This is a genomic window from Qipengyuania marincola (assembly GCF_029688625.1).
In the GTDB taxonomy this organism is placed as follows: Bacteria; Pseudomonadota; Alphaproteobacteria; order Sphingomonadales; family Sphingomonadaceae; genus Qipengyuania.
In genome coordinates this window covers 997,133-1,022,720 of the sequence record NZ_JARULC010000001.1, presented here as the reverse complement: position 1 = coordinate 1,022,720, position 25,588 = coordinate 997,133, and the positions used below count along the sequence as shown (strand labels likewise).

27 protein-coding genes and 1 tRNA gene are annotated in these 25,588 nt (G+C 60.3%); 12 read left to right on the top strand and 16 right to left on the bottom strand.

The features are described from left to right. Window positions 1–96: 96 nt before the first annotated feature. The 4 genes from P8Q88_RS05070 to P8Q88_RS05055 are packed head-to-tail and all read left to right on the top strand — an operon-like array spanning window position 97 to window position 2,793. A complete protein-coding gene (locus tag P8Q88_RS05070; RefSeq protein ID WP_278322728.1) occupies window positions 97–1,074 on the top strand; it encodes a sodium-dependent bicarbonate transport family permease in 978 nt (325 codons plus the stop codon). A 1-nt stretch (window position 1,075) separates the two neighbouring features. Beyond that, entirely contained in the window at window positions 1,076–1,384 is a 309-nt protein-coding gene (locus tag P8Q88_RS05065; RefSeq protein ID WP_278322727.1) for a P-II family nitrogen regulator, read from the top strand. A gap of 2 nt (window positions 1,385–1,386) precedes the next feature. Beyond that, a complete protein-coding gene (locus tag P8Q88_RS05060) occupies window positions 1,387–2,028 on the top strand; it encodes a carbonic anhydrase (RefSeq protein ID WP_278322726.1) in 642 nt (213 codons plus the stop codon). 39 nt (window positions 2,029–2,067) lie between these two features. Beyond that, window positions 2,068–2,793: an NYN domain-containing protein gene (locus P8Q88_RS05055; protein WP_278322725.1), complete on the top strand. Its 726-nt coding sequence runs from the start codon at window positions 2,068–2,070 to the stop codon at window positions 2,791–2,793. Between the two features lie 80 nt (window positions 2,794–2,873). Here P8Q88_RS05055 and P8Q88_RS05050 read toward each other — a convergent pair whose 3' ends face one another. Beyond that, complete coding sequence (locus tag P8Q88_RS05050) at window positions 2,874–4,139, bottom strand: tetratricopeptide repeat protein (protein ID WP_278322724.1); 1,266 nt, start codon at window positions 4,137–4,139, stop codon at window positions 2,874–2,876. A 300-nt stretch (window positions 4,140–4,439) separates the two neighbouring features. Here P8Q88_RS05050 and gyrA point away from each other — a divergent pair, with 300 nt between their 5' ends. Further along, window positions 4,440–7,280: a DNA gyrase subunit A gene (gene gyrA / locus P8Q88_RS05045; protein WP_278322723.1), complete on the top strand. Its 2,841-nt coding sequence runs from the start codon at window positions 4,440–4,442 to the stop codon at window positions 7,278–7,280. Between the two features lie 18 nt (window positions 7,281–7,298). Here the strand turns inward: gyrA and P8Q88_RS05040 are convergent, their stop codons facing one another. Continuing rightward, a complete protein-coding gene (locus tag P8Q88_RS05040) occupies window positions 7,299–7,961 on the bottom strand; it encodes a lysoplasmalogenase family protein (RefSeq protein WP_278322722.1) in 663 nt (220 codons plus the stop codon). A 53-nt stretch (window positions 7,962–8,014) separates the two neighbouring features. On the opposite strand from P8Q88_RS05040, the gene trmFO reads away from it, so the two are divergent. Next, complete coding sequence (trmFO, locus tag P8Q88_RS05035) at window positions 8,015–9,382, top strand: methylenetetrahydrofolate--tRNA-(uracil(54)-C(5))-methyltransferase (FADH(2)-oxidizing) TrmFO (protein ID WP_278322721.1); 1,368 nt, start codon at window positions 8,015–8,017, stop codon at window positions 9,380–9,382. Here the strand turns inward: trmFO and P8Q88_RS05030 are convergent. From P8Q88_RS05030 to P8Q88_RS04995, 8 genes are all read right to left on the bottom strand, one after another. Next, entirely contained in the window at window positions 9,379–9,837 is a 459-nt protein-coding gene (locus P8Q88_RS05030) for an EF-hand domain-containing protein (RefSeq protein WP_278322720.1), read from the bottom strand. The genes trmFO and P8Q88_RS05030 overlap by 4 nt on opposite strands. 25 nt (window positions 9,838–9,862) lie before the next feature. Further along, window positions 9,863–10,516: a hypothetical protein gene (locus tag P8Q88_RS05025; RefSeq protein ID WP_278322719.1), complete on the bottom strand. Its 654-nt coding sequence runs from the start codon at window positions 10,514–10,516 to the stop codon at window positions 9,863–9,865. Window positions 10,517–10,560: 44 nt separating this feature from the next. Beyond that, complete coding sequence (locus tag P8Q88_RS05020) at window positions 10,561–10,962, bottom strand: TadE family protein (RefSeq protein WP_278322718.1); 402 nt, start codon at window positions 10,960–10,962, stop codon at window positions 10,561–10,563. Continuing rightward, window positions 10,962–11,417 carry a TadE/TadG family type IV pilus assembly protein gene (locus P8Q88_RS05015; RefSeq protein ID WP_278322717.1) on the bottom strand — a complete coding sequence of 152 codons (456 nt, stop codon included), beginning with the start codon at window positions 11,415–11,417 and terminating at the stop codon, window positions 10,962–10,964. The genes P8Q88_RS05020 and P8Q88_RS05015 overlap by 1 nt, the downstream gene beginning before the upstream one ends. Further along, entirely contained in the window at window positions 11,414–12,667 is a 1,254-nt protein-coding gene (locus P8Q88_RS05010) for a pilus assembly protein TadG-related protein (RefSeq protein WP_278322716.1), read from the bottom strand. The genes P8Q88_RS05015 and P8Q88_RS05010 overlap by 4 nt, the downstream gene beginning before the upstream one ends. Window positions 12,668–12,935: 268 nt before the next feature. After that, window positions 12,936–14,321: a pyruvate dehydrogenase complex E1 component subunit beta gene (locus P8Q88_RS05005; RefSeq protein WP_278322715.1), complete on the bottom strand. Its 1,386-nt coding sequence runs from the start codon at window positions 14,319–14,321 to the stop codon at window positions 12,936–12,938. 3 nt (window positions 14,322–14,324) lie between these two features. Next, window positions 14,325–15,401 (bottom strand): pyruvate dehydrogenase (acetyl-transferring) E1 component subunit alpha, encoded by a 1,077-nt coding sequence (pdhA, locus tag P8Q88_RS05000; protein ID WP_278322714.1) that lies wholly within the window; start codon window positions 15,399–15,401, stop codon window positions 14,325–14,327. Between the two features lie 128 nt (window positions 15,402–15,529). Next, the gene (locus P8Q88_RS04995; RefSeq protein ID WP_446532531.1) at window positions 15,530–15,844 is read right to left on the bottom strand and encodes an FtsB family cell division protein; all 315 of its coding nucleotides are present in this window, start codon (window positions 15,842–15,844) and stop codon (window positions 15,530–15,532) included. Window positions 15,845–15,992: 148 nt separating this feature from the next. Between P8Q88_RS04995 and hppD the strand changes: the two genes are divergently transcribed. The 5 genes from hppD to P8Q88_RS04970 all read left to right on the top strand — a co-directional run bounded on the left by hppD (window position 15,993) and on the right by P8Q88_RS04970 (window position 20,795). Further along, window positions 15,993–17,114, top strand: a complete 1,122-nt coding sequence (gene hppD, locus P8Q88_RS04990) for a 4-hydroxyphenylpyruvate dioxygenase (protein ID WP_278322713.1) — start codon at window positions 15,993–15,995, stop codon at window positions 17,112–17,114. After that, entirely contained in the window at window positions 17,111–17,683 is a 573-nt protein-coding gene (locus P8Q88_RS04985) for a VOC family protein (RefSeq protein WP_278322712.1), read from the top strand. Before hppD ends, P8Q88_RS04985 begins: the two co-directional genes overlap by 4 nt. 78 nt (window positions 17,684–17,761) lie before the next feature. Next, on the top strand, window positions 17,762–18,640 hold the full coding sequence (locus tag P8Q88_RS04980) for a mechanosensitive ion channel family protein (RefSeq protein WP_278322711.1): 879 nt from the start codon (window positions 17,762–17,764) through the stop codon (window positions 18,638–18,640). Between the two features lie 65 nt (window positions 18,641–18,705). Further along, entirely contained in the window at window positions 18,706–19,620 is a 915-nt protein-coding gene (locus P8Q88_RS04975; protein WP_278322710.1) for a haloalkane dehalogenase, read from the top strand. Continuing rightward, window positions 19,617–20,795, top strand: a complete 1,179-nt coding sequence (locus P8Q88_RS04970) for an MFS transporter (protein ID WP_278322709.1) — start codon at window positions 19,617–19,619, stop codon at window positions 20,793–20,795. The genes P8Q88_RS04975 and P8Q88_RS04970 overlap by 4 nt, the downstream gene beginning before the upstream one ends. On the opposite strand, the gene P8Q88_RS04965 is transcribed toward P8Q88_RS04970, so the two are convergent. The 4 genes from P8Q88_RS04965 to grxC all read right to left on the bottom strand — a co-directional run bounded on the left by P8Q88_RS04965 (window position 20,796) and on the right by grxC (window position 22,480). Next, window positions 20,796–20,872 (bottom strand) — tRNA-Arg (locus P8Q88_RS04965). It lies immediately after the preceding gene. A 37-nt stretch (window positions 20,873–20,909) separates the two neighbouring features. Next, on the bottom strand, window positions 20,910–21,389 hold the full coding sequence (locus P8Q88_RS04960; RefSeq protein WP_278322708.1) for a DUF1178 family protein: 480 nt from the start codon (window positions 21,387–21,389) through the stop codon (window positions 20,910–20,912). Further along, on the bottom strand, window positions 21,386–22,216 hold the full coding sequence (locus P8Q88_RS04955; protein WP_278322707.1) for a carbon-nitrogen hydrolase family protein: 831 nt from the start codon (window positions 22,214–22,216) through the stop codon (window positions 21,386–21,388). The genes P8Q88_RS04960 and P8Q88_RS04955 overlap by 4 nt, the downstream gene beginning before the upstream one ends. Next, on the bottom strand, window positions 22,217–22,480 hold the full coding sequence (gene grxC / locus P8Q88_RS04950) for a glutaredoxin 3 (RefSeq protein ID WP_278322706.1): 264 nt from the start codon (window positions 22,478–22,480) through the stop codon (window positions 22,217–22,219). Window positions 22,481–22,637: 157 nt separating this feature from the next. On the opposite strand from grxC, the gene P8Q88_RS04945 reads away from it, so the two are divergent. Continuing rightward, entirely contained in the window at window positions 22,638–23,111 is a 474-nt protein-coding gene (locus tag P8Q88_RS04945) for an Hsp20 family protein (protein ID WP_278322705.1), read from the top strand. A 339-nt stretch (window positions 23,112–23,450) separates the two neighbouring features. On the opposite strand, the gene pyrG is transcribed toward P8Q88_RS04945, so the two are convergent. Both pyrG and secG read right to left on the bottom strand, forming a co-directional pair. Beyond that, the gene (gene pyrG, locus P8Q88_RS04940; protein ID WP_278322704.1) at window positions 23,451–25,085 is read right to left on the bottom strand and encodes a CTP synthase; all 1,635 of its coding nucleotides are present in this window, start codon (window positions 25,083–25,085) and stop codon (window positions 23,451–23,453) included. A 103-nt stretch (window positions 25,086–25,188) separates the two neighbouring features. Further along, the gene (gene secG / locus P8Q88_RS04935) at window positions 25,189–25,545 is read right to left on the bottom strand and encodes a preprotein translocase subunit SecG (protein ID WP_278322703.1); all 357 of its coding nucleotides are present in this window, start codon (window positions 25,543–25,545) and stop codon (window positions 25,189–25,191) included. Window positions 25,546–25,588 lie beyond the last annotated feature (43 nt).

Below are 25,588 nucleotides of genomic sequence, written 5' to 3'. Positions count from 1 at the left end.
CGCGGCTCATCTAGGCCCCCTCCCCCGCGCGGGCAAGCCGCATAGCTATTTGTGGCCTCTTGCGCAGCCACTTGGCCGGGGCTAGTCGCCTCTCCCATGGATGCCGCCGCGCTACAGACCTTCACGTCACCGGTCGTGTTGTTCTTCGTGCTGGGCATTCTCGCGGCATTCGCCCGATCCGATCTCGCCATTCCCGAAGCGATTGCAAAGGGCATGTCGCTCTATCTGATGGCCGCAATCGGCCTGAAGGGGGGCGTAGCCGTTTCCGAGTCGGGCTTCGACCTGACCGTCGCCGCAGCGCTCGGCGCCGGTATCGCGGCCGGTTTCATTCTGCCCATCTTCGCTTTCTGGTTGATCCGGGGCTTCGGGCGGCTCGATCGCATCAATGCCGGAGCTGTGGCCGCGCACTACGGCTCGATCAGCGTCGTGACCTTCGTGACGGCAGTCGAAATCCTGGAATTTCAGGGCAAGCCTTCGGGCGGCTACATGGTGGCGGTCATGGCCACCATGGAAAGCCCGGCGATCCTCGCAGGCCTCCTGCTGGCGCGCGGTTTCGGTAGCGATGAAGGGCAGAGCATGCGAGAGATGCTGCACGAGGTGTTCTTCAACTCCTCGGTCGTCCTCTTGCTGGGGGCCTTTGCCATCGGGCTGGTTGGCGGGGCAGATGGATTCGCCGATGTCAGCCCGTTCTTCGAAGCGGGATTCAAGGGCGTATTGTGCCTTTTCCTGCTCGACATGGGTCTGATCGCTGCGCGCCGCATCATGGACTCGCGCGCGGTCACCTGGCGGCTGGCGACCATCGCGATCGTCCTGCCGCTCGTAAATGGTGTGATCGGGACTGTGCTCGGCACCATGGTCGGCCTCGATGTCGGCTCTTCGGCGGCGCTCGGCGTCTTATGCGCCAGCGCTAGCTACATCGCGGTACCTGCGGCTATGCGCCTCGCCTTGCCGGAAGCTGATCCAGGCATCTACCTTACCATGTCGCTTAGCATCACTTTTCCTTTCAACGTCCTCATCAACATCGGCCTGATCAGTGCGTTTGCGTCGATGATCGCCGGAATGGGAGGCGGCTGACATGATCGAGACTGTCACGCGAAAGCGCATCGAAATTCTCGCCGACGCAGCCCTCGTTCGGCGAGTAACGCAGGCGATCGACCGGGCAGAGATCACTGGCTGGACCATCACTCCCGTCCAATCGGGCAAGGGGCGCGACGGTCATTGGCGCGAAGAGCGGGTCATGGGGACAGACAAGGTGCTGGTCTTGACCATCGCGCCGGAAGACAAGGCGATGAAGCTGGCGCAGGATATTGCGCCGATCCTCACCTCGCACGGCTTGCTGCTCAGCATGTGGGACGTTCAAGTGATACGCGGGGAGCGTTTCTAGCCATGCCGGAATTCGCGCATCTTCTCGAAGGCTATCGGCGGTTTCGCAAGGATGGATATCCGCACCAGAGGGAGCGGTATGATCGGCTGGTCGCCGAAGGACAAAGCCCCAAGCTGATGATCATCGGCTGCTCCGACAGCAGGGTGGATCCGGCGCAGATATTCGACGTCGATCCCGGCGAAATTTTCGTCGTCCGCAACGTGGCGGCGCTGGTCCCGCCGTTTGAGACGACTCCCGGTCTACACGGCGTATCGGCCGCGCTCGAATTTGCGGTTCAATTTCTGCAGGTGCGCCAGATCGTGGTGATGGGCCATGGCATGTGCGGTGGGTGCAAGGCAGCCCTGACGCAGGATCTGCATGGCAATGCACCTGGCGAAGGCGGGTTCATTGCCAACTGGATCCACCTGCTCGATGAAGCACGCAACCCGATTGCCGAGCGGCTCGGAACACAAAGCCGCGAGGCCGAACGGGCGATGGAAATGGCCGCGGTAGGCGTAAGCATGGCTAATCTCCGCACCTTTCCGTGCGTACGCGAGAAGGAGGCTAGCGGCGAACTAAAGCTGCGCGGCGCCTTTTTCGCGATTTCGGAAGGGGTGCTCTACGTCCGCGACGACGACACCGGGGAATTCCTTCCGGCCGAATAAGCGCTTGAGTTCACTCTGCATGCGCGCCATCTGCTGCGCATGCCTGAAACAGACCTGAAGAACATCGCCCTGCTGATCGACGCGGACAATACTACGCCGAAGGGGATCGACCCGGTCCTGACCGTCATGGCGGAGCTGGGCCAGGTCAATATCAAGCGGGCCTATGGCAATTTCGCGAAGAACAATCTCGCCAACTGGGACAAGATTACCCACAAATACGGCATTCGCCCGCAGCAGCAGTTCGACCTGACCGCCGGCAAGAATGCCACCGACATGGCGATGACCATCGACGCGATCGACCTCTTGTACCAAGGCAAAGTCGATGGTTTCGGCATCATGAGCTCCGACAGCGACTTCACGCCGCTCGTCACGCGCTTGAGGCAGGACGGGCTGGTCGTTTACGGCTTCGGCAGCAACAAGAAAACGCCGGCCGCTTTCAAGAGCGCATGCACGCGGTTCATCGACATAGACGCTCTCATCAAAGGCGCATCGGACGAGCCGGATGCGCCCAAATCCAATTGCGCCAAAGGCAAGGCCGGTATCGACGAGGAACTGGTGGAATTGCTCGGCACGGCATGGAAGGCGGCGCATCGCGATGACGAAGGCTTTGCGCAGATGGGCGAAGTCGGTCAGATCGCCGGCAACCGATCCAGCTTCGATGTGCGCAACTACGGTTTCAAACGGCTTTCGGACCTGTTCGAGGCGATCGAGCAGTTCAAGATCGAGCGCCGCGACAACACGATGTGGGTCAAGCGCCTCCGCTGATCGAGAGGACCTAGGGGCAGGCAAAAAAGGGCGCGAACCCCAGCGGAATTCGCGCCCTTTTCTATCGTGTCGGTGAAGGATCAGCCGCCCTGCTGACCCGAATATACGCCCCAGAGATTTGCAATCGCCTGGCGAGCACCTTCGACCCTGTTGAAGGTCGCACGTGCTTCGGCATACTTCCCCTGGTCGTACTGGGCGATACCGAGGCGGGTCAGCGTCATCGGCGTGTCCGCTCCGGCCATCGTCGATGCCTTGGTATAGAATTCTTCGGCATCTGCGGGACGACCCATGCTGAGCATGGCATCGCCTGCCGCCATGACAGTTGCAAGTGTCGCACCCGACTTGCGGGCATCGGCGAGCAAGCTGTCCATGTCCGCACGGTCGGCAGCTACGCGATCGGCAGCCTGCTTGCGCGTGTCGACGAGATAGGCATCGCTATCGGATAGGAAGCCCTTGGACTGGCCCTCGTCGATCACGGCTACGACTTCTGCCGGCAGGCGGCGATAATCGGCGGCCTCGACATACTCGCCGTACAGGCGAGCATCGTTGAGCGTGCCGGCACGGCGGCCGAGACGGAGCAGGTCGAGCGTGGCGGGCTTGTCGTATCCACCCGTGTTGAGAAGGATGGCGATCGCATCGCGCCAGCTGGTTTCGCTCGGGAATTCCGTCACATACATGTTTGCGAACTTGACGGCCTCATCTTTCATGTTGGCGCGATAGGCGACGGCGAGTCCGCGCTTGATCCAGTCTTCTTCGATCGTGCGACCGGCTGCCTTGCGCGCCTCGAGAGCACTCGAAAGATATGCAAGACCTTCCGCGTCCCTGTCTTCCGCGAAATAGGTCTCCGCGATGATCGCTTCCGGATTGTTATCGGTGTAGCCGGCCGCCATTGCCGCTTCGAGCGCGGCACGCGATGCAGCGTAATCCTGCGCATTGTAGGCGACCTGACCGATCATGAAGTTGTAAGGGCCGACCTGTTCAGGCGCGACCTTGCCGCTTGCCAGCATGAGTTCGAGGCCCTGACGCGCCAGCGCATTGTCGTTGAACTTCTGACCAGCGTTTACGATCGCGCCACCGGCGGCGTAACGGTCGTCTTCGTTCTCGATCGCGGCAACGACACCAGGAATCGCGGCCTTGACCGCAGCCTGATCGGGCGTCTCAGCGCCAAGAGCTTCCTGAAGCGGGCCATAGGCTGCCACGAAACCCTTCGAATATTTCGGCTTCTTCTGCGCGAAGGCAGGTGCTTCGATTGCGGTAGCGGCGACGGCCGTGCCGGTCGCAAGTGCGAGCGCCAACGCGAGGGTTGAAGTCGCACAATTCGTGCGAGCGAAACGGGTGAAGATCATAGGTTTACTCCCAAGAGTGGTAGGGGGGCTGAGCGCGCGCGGCGTCATAACTTACCAAAGAAAACGGCATTGCCGTGTGTGCGCTCTCATTGCAAATTCTTATAGACAAAGCGGTCTGAACGGGTTTTGAATAGGGCCCGCGCTTGCCGTTAAGCCTGCAAAGACGCGATCCAACACCCATATGTGGAAAAAGCGCCTCAAAGGGTCCGATGTTCCCCGGTGCGAGTGGCGCCAATGGTCGCTTTGGCCTACCCTCGGCTCAATCAGAACATAGCAAGTTCGCAGAACGGAAAAGCTGTCTTGTCCGACGAAACCGAAGTCCTGAATCCCCCTCCCTTTGATGGAGGCGACTACACGCGCATCGACATCGTCGATGAAATGAAAACGAGCTATCTCGATTACGCGATGAGCGTGATCGTCAGCCGCGCCCTGCCCGATGTGCGCGACGGGCTCAAGCCGGTCCACCGCCGCATCCTCTTCGCCAGCCAGGAAGGCGGCTTCGTCGCCGGACGGCCCTATCGCAAGAGCGCAAAGATTGTGGGCGACGTGATGGGTAATTACCACCCGCACGGCGACGCCGCGATCTACGATGCGCTTGCCCGCATGACGCAGGACTGGTCGCTGCGGGTCCCGCTGGTCGACGGCCAGGGGAACTTCGGTTCGATGGACCCTGATCCGCCAGCCTCGATGCGCTACACCGAAGCACGTCTTGCCCGCGTGGCGAATGCCCTCCTCGATGATCTCGACAAGGACACCGTAGACTTTGCGGACAATTACGACGGGTCCCGCCAAGAGCCGACGGTGCTCCCTGCGCGCTTTCCGAACCTGCTCGTCAACGGTGCCGGCGGCATTGCCGTTGGCATGGCCACCAATATCCCTCCGCATAACCTCGGCGAAGTGATCGACGGCTGCTTCGCCTTCATGGACAACCCCGCGATCACTAGCGAGGAATTGTTCGAGATCATCCCCGGCCCCGATTTTCCGACTGCACCACTCATCCTTGGAAAATCGGGTGCGCGATCTGCCTACACCACGGGTCGCGGCTCGATCCTCATGCGAGCCCGGCACGAATTCGAGGAGAAGCGCGGCGACCGGCGTTCGATCGTGCTCACTTCGATCCCCTATCAGGTCGGGAAGAGCTCTCTGGTCGAGAAGATTGCCGAGGCGGCGAAGGAAAAGCGGATCGAGGGTATTTCCGACATCCGCGATGAAAGCTCGCGCGAAGGCGTGCGCGTCGTGGTGGACCTCAAGCGGGATGCCTCGCCCGAGGTCGTGCTCAACCAGATCTGGCGCTACACCCCCGCACAGGCAAGCTTCCCGGCAAACATGCTGGCCATCCGCGGCGGTCGCCCGGAAACGCTGACGCTGCGCGAATTTATTCAGGCTTTCATCGGCTTCCGCGAGGAAGTCATCACCCGGCGCACCAAGTTCGAGCTTAACAAAGCCCGCGAACGCGCGCATATCTTGCTGGGCCTCGTCGTCGCCGTTTCCAACCTCGACGAAGTCGTGGCAATGATCCGCGGCTCGTCCAATCCGGCCGACGCGCGGGCCAAGCTGCTCGCCAAGGAATGGCCGATCGGCGACATCGCGCAGTATATCGCCTTGGTCGAGGCCATCGAGCCAAACGACGAACAGGCTGGCGGCACATATCGCCTGTCAGAGCGGCAAGTGAAAGCCATCCTCGACCTGCGCCTACACCGCCTGACCGCGCTGGGCCGCGACGAGATCGGCGACGAACTGAAGGAACTGAGCGTCGCCATCGAGGAATATCTCTCGATCCTTGCGGATCGAGCGAAGCTCTACGGTGTCATGCGCGAGGAGCTGGAAGAAATCCGCGCCAGTTACGCGACCCCGCGAATCACCGAGATCGCCCCTGCGTGGGACGGGATCGAGGACGAGGACCTGATCGAACGCGAGGAGATGGTCGTCACCGTTACGCATGGCGGATACATCAAACGAACACCGCTTCAGACATTTCGTGCCCAGGCACGCGGCGGCAAGGGTCGCAGCTCGATGGCGACCAAGGAGGAAGATGCGGTCGTCGAAATGTTCGTAACTTCGACGCACAACCCGGTACTTTTCTTCACCAATACGGGACGCGTCTATCGGTTGAAGGTGTGGAAACTGCCTGAGGGCGGGCCAACCACCAAGGGCCGCCCGATGGTCAACCTGCTTCCGCTGGGAGACGAGGAACGCGTCACCAATGTGCTGCCCCTGCCCGAGGATGAGAACGAGTGGAGCACACTAAACATCGTGTTCGCGACCGAACAAGGAATGGTTCGACGAAACTCCATGGATGCTTTCACCAACGTTCCGTCGAACGGCAAATATGCAATGGGCTTCGTGGAAGGCAGTGGGGATCGCCTCATCGGGGTCGAGCTGCTGAGCGAGGATCAGGAGATCTTTCTCGCATCGGACTCCGGCAAGGCAATCCGCTTCGCTGCAACGGATGCGCGTGAGACGAAGAGCCGCACCGGCATTGGCGTGCGCGGCATGACACTGAAGGACGGCGCCAAAGTCGTCTCGATGGCGGTGCTCGACGCCTGCGAACGCGACACTGAGATCCGGGATGCCTATTTGCGAGCCGCAGTCTGGAAGAACAACGATGCGGACGCTACGCTCGACGCGGACAAGGTCGCCGCGATGGAGGAGTGCGAGGAATTCATCCTGACGCTGACCGAACGCGGCTACGGCAAGATCTCCTCCGCATACGAGTATCGTACGATCGGGCGCGGCGGCCAGGGCCTCACCAATATCGGGGAGCCTTCGAGCAATCCCGATCGCAACGGCCCGGTGGTTGGCAGCTTTCCGGTCAAGCACGGATCGCAATTGATGCTCGTGACCGATCAGGCCAAGTTGATCCGTCTACCGATCGATTTCCGCCATCTGCTCGAAGGAGGCTTCGAGAACCACGAGGGCTATTCGATCTCGGGTCGCACCTCCTCCGGCGTGCGGATCTTCAAGGTCGCCAAGAATGAGCGGATCGTCGGAGCGGCGCTGATCGACGAGACTGAAGAGCCGGAAAACGAAGCTGAAGAAAGGGTGGCCGACGAGATCGCGGCACGCGGCGGTCTGGAGCAGACGACGCCCCATACGACGGCGCATTCCGACAAGAATATTGACGGAGAGCCGGGGGGCTGACGCCTCTCGGCTCCCATTTCAGTGAGCGAAGATACGACCTCTCAGGGTCTGTACGACTCCCGTGGCAATCAGGAACTGGCCACCATAATACAGCGGCCAGATAAGCCACTCGCCAACGAATGGTGAGAGCGCTCCCGCCTCGCGGGCAAAGATCAGCAGGTCGCTGGCAACGAACATGACCGCACCCAATCCGACTCGATAGCGTGGAAAGCGACTTGTCCAGGCAGCAGCAGCCATCGCTGCAACAAGAAAGCTATACGCGGTCGCAAGCATCCAGTTGGGGAGCGGATAGGTCAGCGAAGCAGCGATGAGCGGCGCCAGCGCCAATAACGCCAATGCGGCAGCGCCTTGACTGCCCGTAAGCTGCACCCGCCGGTTCCGCAGATACAAAACGATGGCAAGACAATGCCCGACCGCGAAAAGACCGCCTCCGATGAGGTAGCTTATTTCGAGCGCGACGTCTCCTGCCGCACCGAAGGCCATGACCAGCGCGATGAGCAAGCCATTCGGTCCATGCGCCCGGGCCGCGGCATATACCGCCAGGAGTGCGACACCTGCACCCTTCCAGATCATCAACCAGGTGCCCCCGAGCGGATCGTCCATCACGAAGAAATACGTCGTTGCGGCGAGCAAGCTCAGCAGCAGCCACGGGCGGTGTTCGGCGAGAGCTTTGTGGGCCATGGCGTTTCGCTAGGCCTTGATGGGACAGGGAGGCAAGCTCTACAGGGCACGCGATGACCCACGATATCCACATTATCGGCGGTGGCCTCGCCGGCAGCGAGGCGAGCTGGCAGTTGGCGCAACGCGGATTCAAGGTCCGCCTGTCCGAGATGCGCGGCGGGGGCGATATGACCCCTGCCCACCAGACCGACGGCCTTGCAGAACTCGTGTGTTCAAACAGCTTCCGCTCGGACGATAGCGACAAGAATGCTGTGGGCCTGCTCCATTACGAGATGCGCCAGCTGGACAGCTTGATTATGCGCGCGGGCGAGAAATCGCGCGTGCCTGCCGGGTCCGCCATGGCAGTCGACCGCGACGTGTTCTCGGCCGAGGTTCAGCGTACCCTGATGGAGCATCCCAATGTGACCGTTGTGCGCGAACGGATCGATGCTCTGCCCGAGACCGGACCCACTATCGTCGCCACTGGCCCGCTCACTGCACAAGCGCTCGCCGAAAGCATCGTCAAGGCGACGGGACAGGATCGGTTGGCCTTTTTCGATGCCATCGCTCCGATCGTCCATCGCGATAGCATCGACATGTCGAAGTGCTGGATTCAGTCGCGCTGGAACAAGCGTACCGAGGCCTCCAACGAGGATGGCGATTACATCAATTGCCCCATGACAAAGGAGCAGTATCTCGCCTTTCACCAAGGACTGATTGAGGGCGAGAAAACCGAGTTCCGCGAATGGGAGAAGGACACGCCCTATTTTGAAGGCTGCATGCCTATAGAGGTCATGGCCGCCCGCGGCGTGGAGACATTGCGGTATGGTCCGATGAAAGGCGTCGGACTGGATAATCCCTTCGACACCTCGGAAGAGTTTCCGCAGGGGCGCTGGCCTTATGCGGTCGTCCAGCTGCGTCAGGACAACAGGCTCGGCACGCTCTGGAACATGGTCGGCTTCCAGACGAAGCTGAAATACGGTGCTCAGGTCGAACTGTTCCGCACGATCCCGGGCCTCGAGAATGCCGAATTTGCGCGGCTTGGCGGATTGCACCGCAATACCTTCCTCAATTCGCCTCTCGTGCTCGACCGCCAGCTACGCCTGAAGGGGGCAGAGCATATCCGCTTCGCCGGACAGGTCACCGGGTGCGAAGGCTATGTCGAAAGTTCCGCGGTCGGCCTGATGGCCGGATTGATGGCCGCTGCCGAACTGTCCGGGACGACGTGGACTGCCCCGCCGCGCACTACCGCCTTTGGTGCCTTACTCGCCCACATAACCGGGGATGCCGAGGCCGACAGCTATCAGCCGATGAATGTAAACTTCGGTCTCTTCCCACCCCTCCCCAAGGTCGGAAAAAAGCAGCGCAAAGAGGCATATACTTCGCGTGCCAAAGCAGATCTCGGCAAATGGATCAACGAGCGCGAACTCGCGGACGCCTAACAGTCGCAGCTGCGTTTCTTGCGCGGTTTCGGGGCCGTGGTTGCGAATTCGCCTGGCGTCAGTTCGTTGTCGCCATTCGCGTCGGCCCCTTCGAACTTGTCGACCGTCGCCACGGCCCACTCCTCGAAATCGAGCAGATTGTTTCCGTCCTTGTCCAGTTTCCGGAAGGCGTCAGAGCGTGTCGATAGCATTTCGGTGCGCGTGATGCGCCAGTTGCGATTGCGATCGTAGCGGAAGAAGCGGCGCTGCTCGCGCGTAAGTTCGGTCGCCTCGGGCGGTTCCGGTCCGATAGCCTCGCCGGGATCTACCGGCGGCAAGTCTGGCAATGCAGGCTCGGCTTCGACAGCGAGCGGCGGAGGGGCGCCCTGCTCGATCTCGGCGCGACCCTGCCACCAGAACAGGCCGACGCCCGCCAAAGCCAGGCTTACGACACTCCCGAGAACTACGCCCTTCATTGACCCCCCATTTCCTGGTCGCCCTCTAGCGGCCTAGCAGCCCTGCACGCAATGCCACCAGAGCGCTGCCGCGATCGGCCAGCAATGGCCCGCCCCCCCGCGCAATCGCCCGTCGCGCCAATGCGTCGAGCACCGCTAGTGGGCGAAGCTCTCTGGGCAATGCGACTGTCGGTCCTGTCAAATGGTCCGCTGCGGTCATGATCGTGTCGCGACCGGCCGCGCTATCGATGTTATCGGCGAGTTCGGCCAAGGCCCAGCGCCGAGCAGCGACTTCGATTGCCTCTGTGTCTGCATGCACAGCGCACTTGCGCGCCACGGCCAGCCATCCTGCCGCACGGCCTGCCGCAAAGGCTTGGGCTCCGTCCCCGTCGACCGGGTCTGCGAGAAGAAAAGCCTCCCAGCCATCGACCAGTTTCGCCAGCGATCGACGTTCGCTTCCAAAGGAGGCGGCAATTGCGTCGAGCAGCGGATTGCCAGCAGGGAGAGTGCCATCGTCGGAACCCAAGGCATCGCGCCACCAGGCAAGTCGCAGCTGGCCCACGATGGGTTCGCTCGCACCTGCCACCGACCGGGCGAGATTGCGATCCAGGGACAGAAACAGTTCGAAGAGACTGCGATGCGCGCGCGGCGCATAGCCCAGCGCGACCATCGCCTCGGGTGGCAGGTCTTCGGTGATCATCGGTTCGGCAACACGCGAGGCATTGCCGAACCCTTTGCCGTGGATCAGGTCTGTACGAAAGCCCTGCGCGTCGATTTCACCGGGACCGAACCCAGGTTCAGGAACACCAGGTTGATTTTGTAGCTGCCCGTGCCTTCGAGATCTACGTACTTGCGTCCATCACCCGAGACCCCATGAGTGACAGTCAATTTCGCCGACCCGAAGCTTTTCGCTGTCAGCAACGAGTTTTCGAAATTGGTCTGCAATTGGCTGTCGTTGGGTGTCGGCCACAGGATCGCCGAGCGCGCGGTCGTGTCGATCGCCGCGGACATCGAGTTGGTAAAATAGAGGTAGATGCCGAAATTCATCACCGCCAGTATCAGGGTCATGGCGACCGGAAAGGCGAGGCCGAATTCCACGGCAGCGGCACCCTTGCGGTCGCGGCGAAGGAGAAGAAGGCGTTTCATCATGGGATCTGCAATGTTACCCGGCCGGTGGACGTATGTTTCTTCACGAAATCGGCGTATTTTTCGATGCTGAAAACCGGGTCGTAGTCCTGCGACACCTCGACCGAAACATATTGCGTGTAGCTGAAACCGGCGTTGACGCACGCGGCGAGACTGTTTTTAGATCCATTGCATTCGATCCAGCGATCGACCTTGATCTTGCTCATATCGACGCCGCTACCCTCATTCACACGGGCTTTGATCTCTACGTTCGACGGAACTTCTTCCATTCGCGACATGACATAGTCTGCACCGATCTGCGCATATTGCTGCACTTGCAGTCGATGCACGTAGCCCAGAGCCCCGTCGATACCGGCGAGCGACATCATGAGTAGAAGCGGCGTGGCGACGGCCAATTCGATGGTGGCGGTGCCACGTCGATTGGTCGCAAGCTTGCGAAGAGTTTGCGCAATCATTGGCGGAGCCTCAGAACTTTTGACCCGGCGAACGAGACGACACCGCGACCCGGCTTGCAAGTGTTAGCAACCGAGGTGTTGCCGGTGAAGGTGATGTACTGCGCAACGATCTGCAGACAGTCCGTTTTCATGCTGCTGTTGCCACTGAAATGCACGTCGTTGCTGGGAGCATAAATGGCGCCCTCGAATTCCGAGTCATTATTGCCATTGATGCTAAGTCCGCTCTTGTTTCCAGCGGGGGTCCGACTGTCCTGGTGCATGATAATGCCCGCGTATGGCCCTGTTTCGGGTGCCGTGAGCTGGACCGTCGACGAGCCATTGATCGAAGCAGTGCCGATGGCCGATGCGTTAAAGGTATTGTCGGTATTGGTGTAAACGATCGTTACGCCCTTGCCGATAACGGTGGCTTGGGCGTTTATGACTAGGCCCCCAGAGCCGATGTAATATGTGCCCGGAAGTAGCGTCACATGGGCCTTGCTATTGACCCGAATCCCTTTGTAGCAACCGGGAGACAATGTCGCCGAGCCTTTGACGTTTTCTGAATTATTGCACTTTTCGTTTGGATCAGAGATTTTGTTTGCGAACGGGTCAGTTTCGGCGCCAACCCCAGTGTTGATGCGCGTATCGCTGGTGATCCGATTGCCTTCGTTGACGTAGCCAACAGCTGACAACGCGCCGGCGCGGATCATGTCGCTGGATGTCGCGTCGAAATTCCCGTTGGACTGGAGTCCACAGTTCATATCGACCGACGCAGACCCGGTAATGGAAAGTCCGAACCCGGTCGGCGAGAGCGCAATCATGCAGTTCGCGACTTCGCTCGATGCTTGGGCGATCGCCTCGACCGATACGACGGGAGGCGTCTTTAAAAACAAGCTGGAGAACGGAAGCTTGTTCTGCGTCGAGAGGACGACGCGTACCATGCTCTTGTCGCCCGCGAATTTGCCTACGCTGGGCGGCCATTCGACCGTGTCGATCTTATAAGAGCGCTGCTGGTTGCGACCGAGAATGTTGCGTACCGCAGCGTTTACCGCGTCGCCGTCGCCGCCATTCTTCAATGCGACACCGCCAGCCATCGCTGCAGAGTCAGCGGCGCTGCGCAGGTCGCGCTTCCAGCTGATCCATTGCGCCACGTCGACGGCAAGGCCGAGCGTGCCGATCATCGGGATCATGGAAAGGCCCATCAATGTGAGCACATTGCCGCGCTTGTCCTCGCGGACATCACGGAGCAGATTCTTCATACGATCGATCATTGCACCACATCCTGGCTTTTGCAGAGCCTGCCTTGTGACATTGAGATGTGAGAAGCGCGTAAACCGTCAGGGTTAAGGAAGGATAAAATCGCGCATCCGCTTAACCTGATAAATGGCGCATTCGCGCGGATTTCGCGGCCCGCGGAGTCTCCCGTCGTAACCAATTGGCATCGCGCATGATAAGAATTCGATGCACAGATGCTCTTGGAAGCAGAAAGGCCCACGCCAATGTGGCGCGGGCCTGCTTATGCCGAACGCTGGCGCCCGATCAGTCTCGGTAGCACACCTTCTTCACGGCATCGACAATCCGCGGAGTGTCGATCAGCGCCAGCTTCTCGAGATTTGCCGCATAGGGCAGCGGCACGTCCTCATCGCAAACCCGTGTCACCGGCGCATCGAGATGGTCGAAGCCATCTTCCATGCAGATCGCGATGATTTCCGACGCGATCGAACAGGTCGGCCAGCCTTCCTCAGCGATCACGAGACGATTGGTTTTCGCCAGCGAAGCCAGCACGGCCTCCTTGTCGAGCGGGCGCAATGTGCGCAAATCGATGACTTCGGCATTAATCCCCTCGCCCGCGAGCTCATCGGCGGCCTCTAGCGCGAGGCCGACGGCAATCGAGTAGGCGACGATGGTGACATCGGATCCCTCGCGCATGATCCGTGCCTTGCCGATCGGAAGGACGTAGTCGTCCATGTCGGGAACGTCGAAGCTGCGCCCGTAAACGAGTTCATTCTCAAGGAAGACAACTGGATCCTCGCTGCGAATGGCTGCTTTCATCAGACCCTTTGCATCCGCACTGTCGTAGGGCGCGATGACAATCAGTCCGGGCACGCTGGCGTACCAGGGCCCGAAATTCTGACTGTGCTGGGCTGCTACCCGACTGGCCGCGCCATTGGGGCCGCGGAAAACGACCGGACAACGCATCTGGCCGCCCGACATGTAATTGGTCTTGGCGGCCGAATTGATGATGTGGTCGATCGCCTGCATCGCGAAGTTGAACGTCATGAACTCGACGATCGGGCGAAGGCCGCCCATTGCCGCGCCCGTGCCGATACCCGCGAAGCCGTATTCGGTGATGGGCGTGTCGATGACGCGCTTCGGCCCGAATTCGTCGAGCAGTCCCTGGGTGACCTTGTACGCGCCCTGATACTCGGCAACCTCCTCGCCCATTACGAAGACGCGATCGTCGCGGCGCATTTCCTCGGCCATGCCGTCGCGGAGCGCCTCGCGAACGCTGGTCGCAGTAAAACTCGTGCCCTCAGGTACTTCGGGATCGCGCACGTCGGTCCGGGCCTTGGGCTTGGTAATTTCCGCTTCACTCGGCTCGCGCCCGACATCCTTTCCCTCGCCCGGCACGTCTTCAATCTCGTTGGACGCAGCAGGAGCCTCGATTGCGGAGGCATCCTCGCCCTCACCCGCAAGCATGGCGATGACAGTGCCGACCTTCACGCCCTCGGTGCCTTCTTCGACCAGGATCTTGCCGAGAGTGCCTTCGTCGACCGCCTCGAATTCCATCGTCGCCTTGTCGGTCTCGATCTCCGCGATGATATCGCCGGCGACGATCTCGTCACCTTCCTGCTTGAGCCACTTGGCGAGCGTCCCTTCTTCCATAGTGGGCGAGAGCGCCGGCATCTTAAGTTCGATAGCCATCGCTCAATACTCCTCCACCAGCACATCGGTGTAGAGTTCTCCCGGCTCCGGCTCCGGCGAATTCTCGGCGAAATCAGCCGCCTCGCTCACGATCTTGCGGATATCCTTGTCGATCGCCTTCAAGTCGTCTTCGCTCTTGCCCTGTTCGAGCAGCAGCTTCTTCAGCCCTTCGATCGGGTCCTTGTGTTCGCGCACGTCCTGCACTTCTTCTCGCGTGCGGTACTTCGCCGGATCGGACATCGAATGTCCACGATAGCGATAGGTGTTGCATTCCATCAGCACCGGCCCCTTGCCTTCGCGAACATGAGCGAAAGCGATCTCCGCCGCCTGGCGCACCTCGAGCACGTCCATTCCGTTTACATCCATCCCAGGGATACGGAAGGCTGTGCCGCGGCGGTAGAATTCCGTTTCGGCTGAACTGCGGCCGACAGCGGTTCCCATCGCATACTGGTTGTTCTCCACCACGAACACGATCGGCAGCTTCCACAAGGCCGCCATGTTCATGGTTTCGTAGACCTGCCCCTGGTTCGCGGCACCGTCACCGAAATAGGCGAGGCACAGACCGCCATCGTCATTGTACTGATGCGCGAGCGCCAGGCCTCCGCCGAGCGAGACCTGAGCACCGACGATGCCATGCCCGCCGTAGAATTTATGCTCGGTGCTGAACATGTGCATCGAGCCACCCTTGCCTTTCGAGATGCCCGCTTCGCGCCCGGTCAGTTCGGCCATGATGACCTTGGGATCGATGCCATAGGCCAGCATGTGGCCATGGTCGCGATAGCCGGTGATGACGCTGTCGAGCCCTTCGGTCAGCGCCGATTGCAGGCCGACGGCCACCGCTTCCTGGCCGATGTAGAGATGGCAGAATCCACCGATCAGGCCGAGCCCGTAAAGCTGGCCCGCCCGCTCCTCGAACCGCCGGATGAGCAGCATTTGCTCGTAAAAATGCAGCAATTGCTCTTCGCTCGCATCGAAGCGCCGCTTCTTCTCCAGCGCTTCCTGCAGCGAATGAAGGACGAAATCCTGGTCCTCGGCAGGTGATTTCGTTTTGGTCTTCTTACCCTTGGGAGCTTTGGCCAAGACATCCAATCCTTGTTCTTCCGGGGAGGAATATGCGCTCAGCCTATAGGCACAGCAGGATGCGCGGCGCAACGGGGGGCTCGCATGTGCATACGAAAACCCTTACGAAATGGATGAATTCCGCGGGATCAGTCTTCGAGCTTGATGACTACCTCGTCGGGGTGGACGACGTTCAACTGACTGCGCAGCAATTCGCCCACCATGTCGGGGTCTGCGCGATCCTGATGAAGTAGGGCCACACGATTCTGGAGCGCGGCACGCTCCTGGTCCAGTTCGGCAAGCTGCGCCTTGCGCTGATCGAGGAGACGCAGGTTCTCACTCCATGCAAGGAGACCGGCAGGCCCGGCAATCGCGATCCCACCCATCAGCAGGAGTGCCGCAAGTGCGCCATGCTGGCGTGCCCGCCCTGCCTTGATGCCAGCCACTGGTCGCGTTCTCACCATGGCTGTACAGAATCACAGTTAATGTCTGGGCGCAAGACATATTGCGCGCGGCGGAACCGCATGGGGGCTGCTCAGTTCGAACCTTGACACGAAGCGGTATCAGATGTAACTAGTTTCCATTGCAACCAAGCCAGAACCGAGGACACAAATGCCCGATCTTTTCGAAAACCCCATCGGCCTCGACGGCTTCGAATTCGTCGAATTTTGCGCACCGGAAAAAGGTGTTGTCGAGCCGGTTTTCGAAGCGATGGGATTTACCCACGTCGCCACGCACCGGTCGAAGGACGTGCATCTGTGGCGCCAGGGCGGGATCAATCTGATCCTCAACTACGAACCGCGCAGTGCCGCTTGGTTCTTCGCCCGCGAGCATGGCCCATCGGCCTGCGGCATGGGTTTCCGTGTCCGCGACGCGCGCGAGGCGTACGACGAACTGCTCGAACGCGGTGCAGAACCCGTATCGGTGGACACCGGTCCGATGGAGCTTCGCATTCCGGCTATCCGCGGCATTGGTGGCGCGATCGTGTACTTGATCGACCGCTATGCCGATGAGAACGGCGATGGCCTCTCGATCTACGACATCGATTTCGAGTATCTCGATGGCGTCGAAAAATTCCCCAAGGGCGCCGGCTTCAACGTCATCGATCACCTCACGCACAATGTCTACAACGGCCGCATGAAGTACTGGGCGGATTACTACGAGACCCTCTTCAACTTCCGGGAAATTCGCTTCTTCGACATCAAGGGCGAATATACGGGACTCACTTCGAAGGCGCTCACCGCTCCCGATGGCAAGATCCGCATCCCGCTCAACGAGGAAGGCGAAGGCGGCAAAGGCCAGATCGAGGAATTCCTGAAGGAGTTCAACGGCGAGGGCATTCAGCACATCGCCCTCATCTGCGACGACCTCGTGAAGTGCTGGGACAACCTCAAGGATCTCGGCGTGCCCTTCATGACGGCGCCGCCCGAAACCTATTACGAAATGCTTGCGGAACGTCTGCCGAACCACGGCGAAGACGTTAACGAACTCAAGATGCGCGGCATTCTGCTCGATGGCACCACCGAAGGCGGCTCGCCGCGCCTGCTGCTGCAGATCTTCGCAGAAGCGCAGGTCGGACCGGTGTTCTTCGAATTCATTCAGCGCAAGGGCGACGAAGGCTTCGGCGAAGGCAATTTCAAGGCGCTCTTCGAAAGCATGGAGCGCGACCAGATCAAGCGCGGCGTGCTGAGTGTCGAGGAAGCTAAGTCGGTCGAAGCGGAGCCTGCAGAATGAGCGATATTGGCAGCCATCCCGTCAAGCTCGGCGGTGTCCACCACGCCGCATATCGCTGCAAGGACGCCAAGGAGACCGTCGAATGGTACGGCAAGGTGCTAGGCATGGATTACACCACGGCCTTCGCCGAGGATCACGTGCCTTCGACCGGCGAGTACGATCCCTATATGCACGTCTTCCTCGACGCGGGTAACGGCAACATCCTTGCCTTCTTCGAACTGCCCAACCAGAAGGACATGGGCCGCGACGAGAACACGCCTGCATGGGTGCAGCACCTCGCCTTTCGTGTGAACAGCGAAGACGAGCTGCTGGCTGCGAAGGATCATGTCGAAAGCCTCGGCATCGACGTGCTTGGCCCGACTCACCATGGCATTTTCAAATCGATCTATTTCTTCGATCCCAATGGCCACCGCGTCGAACTCGCTGCGGATATCGGAACCGACGAGCAATATGCGGAGCTCAAGCGTGTCGCACCGCTCATGCTAGAGGAATGGAGCGAGACGAAAAAAGCGCCGCGCCATGCCGATTGGCTGCACCAGATCGCCCGCGAGGAGCACGGGTCCAAGTAAGGCACGGTCGCTCGAAAACGACCGAGCGGAACCCTTTATGCTGCGATTGCGTTCGCTCCCAAAGGGAGTTTCCGAGACGTGAATTACATAGGCACGCTGCGCGACCAGCTGCAGGAGATGGCCGAAGGCTTCGTCGAAAGCCTTCCCAGCCTCGCCATCGCCCTGTTCATTCTGCTTCTTACGTGGATTATCGCGCGTTTCGCGGTGAAAATCTCCGACATGATCGTCGGCCGAACGGAAATTCGCGCGAGCCTCAAGAACCTTATCGACACTTTGGTGAAGCTGGGCATTTGGCTGATCGGCCTTTTCATCGCCGCAGTAGTCGTCATGCCGGATCTGACCCCTGCCAGCCTGCTTGCCGGCTTGGGTATCGGCGCCGTGGCAATCGGTTTCGCTTTTCAGGATATTTTTGAGAATTTCCTGGCCGGTGTACTCATCATGGTGCGCGAGAAAATGCGCATCGGTGACATTATCGAATGCGAGGGGATCACCGGCAAGGTCGAGCACATTACATTGCGTGAGACGCACGTTCGCAAGCTTTCCGGCGAATTGACCGTCGTGCCGAATTCGATCCTTTTCAAGAACCCTGTCGAAATCTTCACGGATGTCGACCAGCGCCGTCACGAAGTAGTGGTGGGCGTATCCTATGATACGCAGCTGGACCATGCGGCCGACGTGATCCGCCGCGCAGTCGAGGAAGTCGAGGACGTCCTGGCGAGCAAGGGCATCGATATCTTCGCGCAGGAATTCAATTCGAGCTCGGTCGATTTTCTCGTCCGGTGGTGGGCGGGATCGACGCCGCGCGCCGGTTGGGAAAGCAAGGACAAAGTCGTTCGCGCAATCAAGGCCGCGCTCGATGAAGCGAATATCGAGATACCGTTCCCCTACGTCACGCACACTTTCAAGGAGACGGTGCCGGTCAGCCAATTGGGTGACACGAAGAACAAGACTCCCTAAGGGTTTCAGTCAAAGACCGATCTGAGCGGCGCATCGCTGTACCGTCGTCCATACGGGAGAGACTCATGGAAATCCTGCGCACCCCCGCTGAACGATTTTCCGACATTCCGGATTACCCTTTCGAGGAAAACTGGTTCGAGGTCGATCTCGGTGAAGGACTTACCGCCCGCCAACACTATGTCGATGAGGGTGATCGGGCGGCACCGCCCCTCTTGTTGTTTCATGGCGAACCGAGCTGGTCTTTTCTCTATCGCAAGATGATCCCGGTCCTTGTCGATGCGGGTTTCCGCGTTCTTGCCCCCGACCTCATCGGCTTCGGCAAGTCTGACAAACCTGACGACATCGAATTTTACACCTATGCGCGCCACGTCGACTGGCTGAAGCAGTGGCGTGCAGCCGTCGAGCCGCGGCCGGCAGCGCTGTTCGTACAGGACTGGGGCGGCCTTCTCGGCCTGCGAATGTTGGCCCATGAGCCTCATCTCTTCGCATGCGTAGTGGCCAGCAATACCTTCCTGCCGGCCGGAGGCAGCCCTTCGGAAGCGTTCCTGGCATGGCGCGAGTTCTCGCGCAGCTCGCCGGATTTCGCTATCGGCCCCCTACTGGACCGGGCGACTGCGACCAAGCGTAGCCAAGCGGAAATCGCCGCATACGACGCCCCCTTCCCCTCGGAGGAATACAAGGCCGGAGCGCGCGCGTTCCCAAGCCTCGTCCCGGTCGAAGACGGCATGGAAGGGGTAAAAGAAAACAAGGAGGCCTGGCCTGCCCTTGCTGCATATGATCGACCCTTCCTGACGCTGTTCGGAGAGGATGATCCTGTGACCAAGGGAAGCGAGAAGTTTCTCATCGAGCGCATAGCTGGCGCCGCGGGTCAACCGCATCGCACTTTGTCCGGTTGTGGCCATTTCAGCCAGGAAGACAGACCGGAAGAACTGGCCGCAGGCGTTATCGACATGGCTCGCAAGGCGGGGCATCTCGCTTGAGCAACTTGGCGCGGCTCACGCGCGCGCAGGAATTCTCGCTTTCCATCGCGGTCGCGGTGGTCACGGCGAATGCCTACTATATACATCCGATCATCGGCGAGGTCGCAGACCATTTCGGCGTCAGCCACGCGCAGATCGGATTGGTCCCAGCTCTGAACCAGCTAGCGCTTGCAGTCGGTATTTTCCTTCTTCTGCCGCTCGGTGACCGGATTTCAAACCGGCGCCTGACGATCGTGTTCGCCTGTGGTCAGACCGCTTCATTGGCAGTGATGACGCTGGCTGGCAGTTTCGCCCTGTTCGTTGCCGGGTCGACCCTGCTCGGCTTCTTCACGATCGCGCCCTATCTGTTGCCCGCCTATGCTTCCAAGCGGGTGGCGCCGGACCGGCTCGGGCAGGTCATGGCCCTGCTGACCGCGGGCGTAATTCTGGGCATTCTGGTTGCGCGGGTCGGCGCGGGGGTGCTGGCCGAATACGGCGGTTGGCGTTCAGTCTATTGGGTGGCCACAACGCTCATGCTCTTGGTGACGCTAGCACTTCCGCGCCTGATGGAAGTGGGCGAACGAAGTGCCGCGACCCGCGAGAGCTATTTCGCGCTCCTGCAATCGGTTTTCCCGCTCATTACACGCCATCGGGAGATATTGCTGTCCGGAGCGATCCAGGCACTCAATTTCGCGCAATTCATCGCCCTGTGGCTTGCGCTTGCTCTGCATCTGACCTCACCCGAACTCGGATACGGGACGGACATGGTCGGCTATCTTGCGGGCATCGCGGCTATCAGCATCTTTTCCACTCCACGCCTTGGGAGCTGGGCTGATCGCGTCGGCGCGCGCAAGGCCCGTCTCGTGTTCGCCGCAATCCAGCTCGTCGGCATCCTGCTGTTGTATCCGCTGGGCTTTGCTCTAGCGACGCTCCTCATTCCCTTGGTACTGGCGAATCTGGTTGGTCCCGGCATCGATGTGACCGGCAGAATGACCTTCCTGACGCTGGAGCCGGATCTCAGGACGCGCCTGACGACGATCTATATCGTGCTGATGTTCCTTGGGGGCGGCATCGGCAGCTTTGCGGGTACAGCCATTTACGACGCGGCTGGCTGGGCAGGCACATGCGGGCTGCTGGCCGTATTTTCGATGGCGCTATGCGGCTTGAGCTTTCTGGCCATGCGGCTGGGTCGGTAGTGGTGCGCCCGACAGGATTCGAACCTGTGGCCCCCAGATTAGGAATCTGGTGCTCTATCCGACTGAGCTACGGGCGCCCGCAGCGGCGTCTAGCAGACGGGTGCCGCTTGGCAATCAGTTGAGTTCGTCCGGCGGAGCGACCGGGAATAGCAGCGGCGCGACCGCGATACCCTCGGCGAGCATTTCCTCGGCTTCGTCCTTGGTGGCCTTACCGTGGATCGGCGCCTCGTCTGCTTCTCCGTAGTGCATCGAGCGGGCCTGTTCGGCAAACTTTTCGCCCACCCAAGTGCTGCTTTTCAGGGCTTTCGCCTGCGCCTTGGCAAGCGTCTCGACGGCCTGCCTTACCTCGGCCGGAAGCTCACCTCGCATGATCGGTGTCGTGCTTCCGGCTGACTCGCTATTGCCCTCGACGACAGTACCGCTGTTGGATTTCGACGAAACGGCAGGCGCCATCGGTGCCTTCGCGACCTTGCTGCATCCGCATTCAGGGCAGGATACCAAGCCGCGCTCGCGCTGCGCTTCGAAATCGGCGGACGAGCCGAACCAGCCTTCGAACCGATGGCCTTCGATACAGGAGAGGTCGTATACTATCATGGTTGCGCCTGAGAGGGGATTTCTCGCCGGTTTTCAAGGCTGGGCACCTGTCGACGAGCTTCGCCGATCCTTGAAAGATCGAAGTCTACGTAGCCAAGTCCGGAACGCGTGTCGCCCATATCAAGCAAAACTTCGCCCCAAGGATCGACTACGAGGCTGTGTCCATAGGTGTGTCTTCCATCCTCGTGTTCGCCCGCCTGGGCCGCGGCAATGACAAAGGCGCTCGCCTCGATCGCGCGTGCACGCTGCAGCACGTGCCAATGCGCCTTTCCGGTCGGAACTGTGAATGCGGCCGGGATCGACAGTGCATCGCAGCGCTCGCGCGCGAGCGCTTCGTACAGTGCCGGGAAGCGGATGTCATAACAGATGGACAAGCCAAGACGGCCAACCGGCGTATCCTCGATCGTGACTACCTCGTCACCCGGCGCATAGGCATTGGACTCCCGCCAGCTTTCCCCGGTGGCCAAGTCTACGTCAAACATATGGATCTTGTCGTACCTGGCCGCGATATCGCCGTCGGGTCCGATCACATAGGCGCGATTGGCCCAGCGTTCGCCATCAGTGCGGACGGCCAGCGAGCCTAGCGAGACCCAGACACCCGCCTTTGAAGCAGCATTGCGTGCTGCGGCCAGGGCCGGCGTATCGTTTTCCCGGTGAATGGATCGTGCAGCGCGCTTCCGGTCACGATCGAGCAAACCGCTCATCTCGGGTGTGAAGAGCATTGCTGCGCCCTCGCCCGCCGCCACCGTGATGGCATCCGCAATGGCGCGAGCATTGGCATCAGGGTCGATGCCCGACGTCATCTGCAGCAAGGCAATGCGGGGCACTCAGGCCTCCAGCAATGTATCGAGTCTGCCTTCGCGCTCCATCGCAGCGAGATCGTCGGAACCGCCGACATGGGTATCCCCGATGAAAATCTGCGGAACCGTACGCGCATTTGGAGCGCGCTCGAGCATCTCGTCGCGCTTGGGACCACCCATGGTGATATCGTGTTCGGTGTAATCGACGCCTTTCTGGTCGAGCAAGCGCTTGGCCCGCACGCAGTAACCGCAACCGAATTTGGTGTAGATCGTGACGGGTGATTGGCTCATGCATTCCTCGTTTCGCAAGGGTTTCTAGGCTCGCGGCGGGAAACTTGAAAGCGCTTTCGCCGGCCCTATCTTGATCGTGTCGCCAAGCTAAGTGGCGGCGACGGGGTGCCACGAAGGGCCCCGCCTTATGAATCGCTCAACAAGAGGATTTGTTTCTATGAACCGTATGGATATGACCCAATACCGCCGTTCCACCGTGGGTTTCGATCGCTTGTTCGATCTTATGGAACGTCAGGCACGCAATGCCGGCGGCGACAACTATCCCCCCTTCAATATCGAGCGTCGCGACGAAGACGAATACCGCATTACCCTGGCGGTTGCAGGTTTCCGTCCTGCCGATCTCGACATCACTGCACAACAGAATCTGCTGGTCGTCCAGGGCCGCAAGCGCGATGAAGCGAGCGATGGCGAGATGTTGCATGTCGGCATCGCCAATCGCGGTTTCGAACGGCGTTTCGAGCTTGCTGACTACGTGCGTGTGGCCAATGCCGATCTGGCCGATGGGCTTCTCGTGATCGACCTCGTGCGCGAGGTGCCCGAAGCCATGAAGCCGAAGAAGATCGCGATTGGCGGACAGAAGCCGCTGGAAATCGTCTCGGACGAAGCTGTCAAAGGTAACGAAGCGGCCTGAGGCCTGAGGGCCTGAACTTTCAAAAAATTCTGGCTAAACGTTTAGGGGGCGGAACGAAAGTTCCGCCCCCGCGACGTTAAACGCCGCCCAACCTCGAAATCGGCCGTCCGGGTCGCAGAAGACGACCGTCATCGAGGCAAGCCCCACCGCGTGGCGGCACTACAGATGTCTCGATTTGCCGCGCCCCTTTGCGCGACAACAATTGTAGTCTGCATGAGATATATCAAAAGATAAACCGGAAAATCGGAGCGTTCTCAGATGCTGTCGCGTACATACAAGCCGCGCTGACCTGCATCCAATAATTTCAATGACTTACTAAAAGAGATAATCCGAAATTTCTCAAACCAGCCGCGCCTGCTCGAGGGCTGCGCCGATAAACCCTGCGAAGAGCGGGTGCGGATCGAACGGCTTGGACTTGAGCTCGGGATGGAATTGCACCCCGACGAACCACGGATGATCGGGACGCTCGACGATTTCCGGCAAAAGTCCGTCTGGCGACATGCCTGAGAATATGAGACCCTGCTTTTCCAGCGGCTCGATATAGGCGCCGTTGACCTCGTAGCGATGACGATGCCGTTCGGAGATCTCCGTCGCTCCATTGTAGACGGACGACACGTGACTATTGGCTGAAAGCCTGGCGTCGTAAGCGCCTAGGCGCATCGTGCCCCCGAGATCGCCACCCGCTTCTCGGGTCTGAAGCCCCTCTTCGGACATCCATTCCGTGATGATGCCAACCACCGGTTCGCTTGTTTCTCCGAATTCGGTGGAGCTTGCTTGCTCGAAACCGGCGGTCCGCGCCCCTTCGATGCACGCCATCTGCATGCCAAGGCAGATGCCAAGAAACGGTACCTTGCGTTCGCGTGCGAACCGGACCGACGCAATCTTGCCCTCCGATCCGCGCTCGCCGAAGCCGCCCGGCACCAAAATCCCGTGCATGGGTTCAAGTTGCGCGGCAATATCGCTCTCGTCCTGCTCGAACACCTCGGCATCGATCCACTTGATATTGACCTTGACGCGGTGAGCCATGCCGCCGTGGATCAGTGCTTCATTGAGCGACTTATAGGCGTCCTGCAAACCGACATACTTGCCAACGACGCCGATCGTGACCTCGCCTTCAGGATTGGAGTGGCGATCGACCACGTCGTACCAGCGTGACAAATCGGGCTCAGGCGCATCGGTAATGCCAAAACCGCGAAGAACCTCGGTATCGAGACCCTCCGCATGGTACTGCAAAGGCACCGAGTAGATCGACGGCGCATCGAGCGCCGGGATGACCGCCTCCATCCGCACGTTGCAGAAATTGGCAATCTTGCGGCGCTCGCCTTCGGGGATCGGATGCTCCGCACGACACAACAGCACGTCGGGCTTTATCCCGAGGCTCGCCAGTTCGCGTACCGAGTGCTGGGTCGGCTTGGTCTTCAGCTCGCCTGCCGCTGCGATATAGGGAACCAGCGTCACGTGAACGCTCAGCGACTGCATCGGCTCGAGCTCGTTCCGCAACTGCCGGATCGCTTCCATGAAGGGCAGACTCTCGATGTCGCCCACTGTCCCGCCGATCTCGCACAGGATGAAATCGTGATCGCCCTGGTCCGCCAGAGCGAATTCCTTGATTGCGTCGGTGACATGCGGGACGACTTGTACCGTCGCGCCGAGATAATCCCCGCGCCGTTCCTTTGCGATGATCTGCTGATAGACCCTGCCGGAAGTGACATTGTCGCCCTGATGCGCGGAAACGCCCGTAAAGCGTTCGTAGTGACCAAGGTCGAGGTCGGTTTCCGCACCATCGTCAGTGACATAGACTTCACCATGCTGATACGGGCTCATCGTCCCCGGATCGACATTCAGGTAGGGATCGAACTTACGGATGCGGACCTTGTAGCCGCGCGCCTGGAGGAGAGCGGCAAGCGATGCCGCCATAAGACCTTTGCCAAGCGAGGAGACCACGCCGCCGGTGATGAAAATATACCGCGCCATGGGAGTCGGGCCTTAAGCTGAGAAATGGATTCGGGGCAAGCGCAAAGCATGCGTGGTCACGCGGCGAATGCCGCGCAATCCACAGCTTCACGAGGGAAAAGGGTTATTCGGTCACGTCGGCCAGCGGATCGTCGCTCGCGGGGGCCGCATCGCCGGTTGTGGCCGGGCCCAGAGGATCGGCGGGAGCTGCGGGCGCGACCGTGCGGTCGAGGGTGGATTCGATCGCACTACCACTGGTCGATTCAACTGCGACGGCGGCCAGGGCGATCGACAGGACGACGAAAAGAACGGCCAGCCATTTCGTCGACCGTGTGAGGAAGTCTGCCGCGCCGCGCGCACTCAGCATGCCCGAGGGGCTGCCGCCAATTCCGAGACCGCCACCTTCGGAGCGCTGCATCAGAATGACGCCCACTAGGGCCGCTGCGACGATGGCCTGGAGCACGGTGAGAAACAGGAACATGACTTCGGGTACTCTTCGATTGAATTGGTCGTTGCCGCTGCGC